The organism is Protofrankia sp. Cr1 (assembly GCF_963555865.1).
Taxonomy (GTDB): Bacteria; Actinomycetota; Actinomycetes; order Frankiales; family Frankiaceae; genus Protofrankia.
Window position 1 is genome coordinate 11,616 of sequence record NZ_CAUVXO010000003.1, and the last position, 4,833, is coordinate 16,448.

Here is a 4,833-nt window from a genome sequence, read left to right on the forward strand (position 1 = left end):
GGCTGACGATCGCGGACGGGTGGTGGCTGCGGTGCCGTCCGGACCGGCGATGCCTCCGCAGGTCATGCCTCCGCAGGTCATGCCCCGGCAAGGCCTGCCCCGGCAGGTGACGGCGCTCGCGGCCGTGCTGCTCGCACCCAACCCGGGCCCGATGACGCTGGACGGCACGAACACCTGGATCCTGCGTGCCCCCGGGGCCACCGGCGCTGTGGTCGTCGACCCCGGCCCATCCGACCCGCGGCACCTCGACGCGATCGTCGCGGCGGGACCCGTTGACATGATCCTGCTGACCCATGGCCATCGTGACCACAGTGAGGGCGCGGCACCGCTGCACGACCTGACAAATGCTCCGGTGCGCGCCCTGGACGTCACGCACCGACTCGGCGACGAGGGGCTGGCCGCAGGTGACGTGATCGTGGCTGCCGGCGTGGAGATCCGCGTGCTGGGGACGCCGGGGCACACCAGCGATTCGCTGTCGTTCGTCCTCACCGGCGACCACCGCGCCGCCCCAGCCGGCCCCGGCCCGACCGACGACGGAGTCTCGGTTCTCACCGGCGATACGATCCTCGGCCGGGGCACTACCGTGGTGGCACATCCCGACGGCCGACTGGGCGACTACCTGGCGAGCCTCCGGCGCCTGCGCGAACTGGGCGACGCCATGGTCCTTCCTGGTCACGGGCCCGAACTGGCATCGGCTGGGCGAGTGGCCGAGGCCTACCTCACGCACCGGGAGGCCCGCCTGCAGGCGGTCCGCGCGGCGCTCGAGGCAGGCGACGCAACGGCCCCGGAGATCGTCCGTCGGGTCTACGCCGACGTGGACCCCGCGCTGTGGTCGGCGGCTGAGCTCTCGGTGCGCGCCCAGGTCGAGTATCTGCGCCCGCCGTCCCGACCGTCCTGTTGAGGTAGCCGAATTATCACTGTACGAAGCAGAACACGACTTCTTCCGGACATCCCAGGTAGCTCCCCGGCCATCCGAAAGCAGTTAAGATCAGCAAGAACAGAGGATCTCGTCCGGTTGGCTTATGCTCGCGGCCGGGAGGCGACTACCCGTGCGTAACGCTCTGCATTTGTCCGACCGCGCCAGAATGTCTCGACTCTGGACGCGATACCGGCAACACCCGCATACCGGGCGAGCCGGCTCGATGCTGTTGCCATGCCCCGGCCGCAGGGCGCGCCGATGATCACATCGCCCATCGCCGGAACCTTGCGCTGCCCGCGCTGCGGCACACCCACCGTCCCCGGCGGGCGCTTCTGCTTCCACTGCGGGTTGCCCCTCCAGACCGAAAACGGCCTGGGTGCGGACGAGGGCGCCGAGCGCCGGGTGGTCACCGTCCTGTTCGGTGACCTCTCGGACTTCACCGCGTGGGCCGAGGATCTCGACCCCGAGCGGGTCGGCGAGGTCACTGACCGGGTGCTCGCCGCGCTCGCCCGCGATGTCGCCGAGGTCGGCGGACGGGTCGACAATCTCACCGGCGACGGCATCATGGCCGTGTTCGGCGCGCCGACCGCGCACGAGGACGATCCGGAGCGGGCCGTCCGCGCAGCCGCCGCCATGCAGGAGACCGTCCGCCGGCTGGTCACCGACGAAGCCGGGGGCGGGCGCCATCTCGGCCTGCGGGTCGGGATCAACACCGGCGAGGTGCTGGCCGGCATCCAGGCGTCCCTGAGCTACACGGTGATCGGCGACACCGTCAACACCGCCGCCCGGCTGTCCGACGCGGCGGCGGTCGGCGCCGTGTACGCCGGGCACCACACCGTGGTCGCCACCACCTCGGTGGCAACCTGGCGGGGGCTGCCGGCGCTGAAGCTCAAGGGCAAGCGCGAACCCGTCCCGGCCTACGAGCTGGTCAGCCTGCGGCCGTCGAACGTCGCCCGGCCCGGTCACGGTGACGATGCCCCGTTCACCGGCCGCGACCAGGAACTCACGGTGCTCGTGTCCGCCTTCCGAGACGTCGTCACCCACGGCCAGCCGCGGACGGTGATCGTCACCGGTGAGGCCGGGATCGGCAAGACCCGTATCGCGGCGGAGGTCGCCCGCCGGGTGGGCGCTGCGCCCGACGCAAGGGTGCTGTGGGGGCGCACCGTCCGGCACGGCGACGGGCGTGACCTCGCGCCGTTGATGGACATCGTGCGGACGGCATCCGGGGTCGGCGAGGGCGACAGCCCGGACCGGGTCGCCGAACGGGTCCGGCGTACCGTCAGCCGCCTGGAGCACCCGGCCGCGCGCACCCGCATCCCCGGCGGTATCGCGGACAAGCTGCTCGCCCTGCTGGGCGTCCCGCCCGAGGGCCGCTCAACGGTCACGCCGGACACCCCGCCGGGTGATCCGGCGGGCCGCGACGGTCGTCCTGACAATCCCGCCGTCCGGGCTGTCGACGCGATCGTCGACGACGTCGCCGTGCTGCTCGGGGGATTGTCCGACGACGGCCCACTGATGATCATCCTGGATGATCTGGAGTGGGCGACAACCGCGCTGTGGCAGGGATTACGGCGTTTCGCCAGCCGGTTGCGCGGACCGATCCTGCTCGTCCTGCTCGACCGTGAGGCCCCGCCCCTGACCGGGCTGCCCAACCCGGAGCTGCTCGCCTTGGCGCCGCTGCCGGAGGCCGCCGCGGCGAGACTGCTGCGCGACTACCTCGGCGGCGCCGAACTGAGCAAGGACGCCCGCGCCGCACTGCTCGGGCGGGTGCACGGCAACCCGTTCTTCCTCACCGAGCTCCTGAACCTGCTGGTGGACCGCGGTGTGCTGCACCGGGGTCCACAGGGCGCGGACCCGGTGTCGGTCCGCCCCGAGGAACTCGACGCATCGGGTTCCACCGTGCAACGGACGCGCCGGCGCCAGGCGGCGGGCATCGAGCCGTCCTCCTGGGTCCTTGAGGGATCCCTGCCGGAGACCACCTTGCCGGCCGGGGTGCAGTCGGTTCTGGCCGCCCGCATCGACGACCTGGACCCGATCGCGAAGGCCGTCCTACGGTCCGCGTCGGTGCTCGGCAGCCGGTTCCCGGCGGACGCGCTGCCCGCGCTGGAGGACCGCCGCAGCGACCAGGTCCACCGTGCCCTGGCAACCCTCGCCGAACGCCAGCTCCTGCGGCCCGCGCATCCCGCGGAGCCGTTGTGGACGTTCGTCCATCCGATGGCCCGCGACGTGGCCTACGCCGGCCTACCCAAGGTCGAACGAGCCCGCCGGCACGCAGCGGCCGCGCAATGGGGGGTGGAGTTCCTCAACGGTTCCGAGGCCGAAGTCGCGGCCTTTGTCGGACACCACGCCGAACGCGCGCACGACCTGGCCGCATCGATGGCGCTTGCCCCGACGGACCCCGCGTGGTCGGCTCGCGAACCCGGATTCCACGCCCTGGTACGGGTCGCCCGCTCGGCGTTGGCCCGCGACGACCATCGCGGCGCCAGCGATCTGATCACGAGCGCCCGCCGGCTCGGCCGTGGTGTCATCAGCGAGCTCGACGATCTCGGGGCAGTCGTGCTGCACGCCGAGGCGCTGGCATCGCTGCGCCGGCTGGACGAGGCTGAACGCACCCTTCGGCCCGCGCTCCGGGTCACCACACCGGAGCTTCGGGCGGCCGCGTACCGCGTCCTGGGCGATCTCCGACACAAACAGGGTCGGGACGAGCAGGCCGCGACCGCGCTGGTCACCGCATTGGAACAGGCCCAGCTCGCCGGCAGCGACCGGCTGGTGGCGGCGACCCTGCGCCAGCTCGGCCTGGTGGAGTACGCCGCCGGCCGGGTGCGCCACGCCGAGAAGCGGTTCACCGATGCGCTGACCCTGGCCCGCCGGGTCGGCGACCCACGCGGGGTCGGCTGGGCCCTCCAGCACCTCGCCTGGAGCGCGACCACCCGCGGGGACTACCCGAATGCCGAGCAACACCTGCGGGACGCCTCCGAGGTCTTCAGGCGGTTGGACGACACCGGCGGCCTGGGTTGGTGCGCCGGTACCGAAGCGCTGGTCTGGCTGTTGTCAGGTCAACTCAGCCGGGCCCGCCAGATCTCGCGTGAGCTGATCGAGATGGCCGAGGCGCTGGGCGAACGATGGGGCCTGGCCGTATGTCTGACCATCGACGCGGTCGCCGCCGCCGAACTCGGGGACGTCGCCGAGGCCGAAGCTGGGGCCGAGCGCGCGGCGGAGTTGTTCCACGCCACCGGCGACACCTGGGGAGCCGCACTCACCCTTGTGGCCAAGGGGCTCGCCGCCCGCGGCGCGGGCGACCCGGAACGCGGCGCGGCCCACCTGGAAGACGCTCATGCCGCCGCGAACATGGGCCGCCACGCGGTCGTGGGTGCGCTGGCTCTGGTCCTGCTGGGGCTGACCCGGCTCGACGCCGGGCTCATCGACTCGGCCGAGCAGGCCGCGTCCCTCGCCCAGGAAACCCTCGACGGTCTTGAGCTGCAACCCCACGCGCAGCTGGGGGCGAAGGTACTGGTCGCCCAGGTCGCCCGGGCCCGCGGGCGACTACAGGAGTCGATCAGCCTGCTGGAGGAGGCACTGGCCGCCGGGGAACCGGCGACCCTGCTGTTCCCACGCCGGCAGGCCTACGCTCACCTCGCCGGCACCCTCCTCGACGCCGGCAGGCCGGCCGAGGCGCTGGCCATTGCCCGGCGAGCGGTCGAGGTGGAGGCGGAGGACGTCCGCGCCCAGGTGCTGGCCTGGCGGGCGCTGGGCACCGCGCTGGTCGCCAGCGGGAAACCCGCTGAGGCCCGGGCCGCCTACGAGAAGGCGCTGGACGCGGCGACCGCGACAGGCGCGGTGAGTGAGGTCCCGCAGACCCGCCGCCTGCTCGCCGCGGTTCCAACCGTTGCGCCCGTTGCGCCCGTTGCGCCCGG

Annotated in this window: 2 protein-coding genes; both read left to right on the plus strand. The window is 72.9% G+C overall.

The genetic code is table 11. From position 1 onward, the window contains the following. Positions 1–79 precede the first annotated feature (79 nt). Entirely contained in the window at positions 80–901 is an 822-nt protein-coding gene (locus tag U9980_RS00960; RefSeq protein ID WP_322766289.1) for an MBL fold metallo-hydrolase, read from the plus strand. Positions 902–1,177: 276 nt separating this feature from the next. After that, positions 1,178–4,833, plus strand: a 3,656-nt coding sequence (locus U9980_RS00965) for a tetratricopeptide repeat protein (protein WP_322766267.1), incomplete at its 3' end; no start/stop codon positions are given.

Coding starts and splice junctions, on each gene's coding strand:
- U9980_RS00960 (WP_322766289.1), top strand. CDS start 80: ATGCCCCGGCAAGGCCTGCCCCGGCAGGTGACGGCGCTCGCGGCCGTG.